This window comes from Paraburkholderia unamae, from assembly GCF_003268775.1.
Classification (GTDB): Bacteria; Pseudomonadota; Gammaproteobacteria; order Burkholderiales; family Burkholderiaceae; genus Paraburkholderia; species Paraburkholderia unamae.
The window spans coordinates 1-1,485 of record NZ_QLSU01000074.1; the positions used below are offsets into that span (position 1 = coordinate 1).

Sequence of the window (1,485 nt, forward strand, 5' to 3'; positions counted from 1 at the left end):
AGTCGGGTCTGAAAAATTCGAAGAGCCCCGTGCAGCAAGGGTTTAAAGCGGAAAGTTGTTGATGCATTTGCAGGATCCTGGCAGATTATGGGTAGTTTCCTGCAAATTTTGTCGAGGTCTGGATGGGTCCGAAGACAGCGATGAGCGAAGGCGATTTGTTCCGGCATCCTCTGCGCGAGCAGATCAACCTGAAGCATCCGCTGGTGCGTCTGGCCGATCTGATCAACTGGGATGGATTGAATGCGTCGATGAGCGCGAGCTTCGTCTCACGCAAAGGTCGGCCAGCCACATCAGCGAGGCTGATTGCTGGTTTGTTGTATCTCCAGCATGCGTTCGATCTGTCGGACGAGGAAGTGGTCTGGCAATGGGTGGAGAACCCGTATTGGCAGGTCTTTACTGGCGAAACGTTTTTGCAGACCGAACCGCCGATCGATCCGTCGAGCCTGACCCGCTGGCGCAAGCGTCTGGGCGAGGCCGGTGTTGAAGAACTGCTGACCGAGACGATCGAAGCGGCGAAGCGCGCGGGCGTGATCAAGGCTTCCAGCGCGAAGCGGGTGATTGTCGATACAACGGTCATGCAAAAGGCGATCGCTCATCCAACCGATTCGCGCCTGCTCGAGCGGTGTCGCGAACATCTGGTGAGGGCCGCCGCGCGGAACGGATTGAAGCTGCGGCAGAACTACAATCGCGAGGCGCCGCGCCTGGCGTGTCAGATTGGCCGCTACGCGCATGCGAAGCAGTACAAGCGCATGAAGAAAGCGCTTCGCACGTTGCGCTCGCGCGTTGGGCGGGTGATGCGTGACGTGGAGCGTCAACTTGATTCGGTCGCTGACACTGGGCGCATCGCGCTGCAGGAGTTGATCGGTCGCACGAAGCGGATCCTGTCGCAAAAGCAGAAGGACAAAAACAAGCTGTACGCACTGCATGCGCCAGAAGTCGAGTGTTTGGCGAAAGGCAAGGCTCGCACACCCTACGAATTCGGTGTGAAAGTGTCGATCACGACGACACACAAGGAAGGGCTTGTGGTTGGCGCCCGCTCGATGCCGGGTAACCCATACGACGGTCACACGCTGGCTGAAGCGTTGGAACAGGCGGCGATCCTGAGCGACGTGAAGCCCGAAGTCGCCATCGTGGATCGCGGTTACAAGGGCGTCGCTGTCGAGGGAGTGATGATCTATCACCCGGGATTGCGGCGCGGTATCACGCGCCAGCTGCGCGCAATGATCCGACGACGAAGCGCAATCGAGCCTGCCATTGGTCACATGAAGACCGACGGGAAGCTCGATCGAAACTGGCTCAAAGGCGCGCTCGGTGATGCGATTCACGCTGTGCTGTGTGGTGCCGGCCACAACCTGCGCATGATCCTCAGAAAGCTGCGGATTTTTTGCGCCCGTGTTCTGTTCGCTTTGCTCAACCGCTCGCCCACTGTCGTCTTCAAGGCATGAGGGCTAGCGCCGCACAAAACGAATTGTTCAGGCCGGACTA

1 protein-coding gene is annotated in these 1,485 nt (G+C 58.7%); it reads left to right on the forward strand.

What is annotated here, in order from left to right; translation table 11 throughout:
- Positions 1-122: 122 nt before the first annotated feature.
- Positions 123-1,445 carry an IS5 family transposase gene (locus C7401_RS44200; RefSeq protein ID WP_112178364.1) on the forward strand — a complete coding sequence of 441 codons (1,323 nt, stop codon included), beginning with the start codon at positions 123-125 and terminating at the stop codon, positions 1,443-1,445.
- The last annotated feature ends 40 nt before the right edge of the window (positions 1,446-1,485 follow it).

What these genes read in the sequence shown, in the direction of transcription:
- C7401_RS44200 (WP_112178364.1), top strand. Translation starts at nt 123, where the DNA reads ATGGGTCCGAAGACAGCGATGAGCGAAGGCGATTTGTTCCGGCATCCT.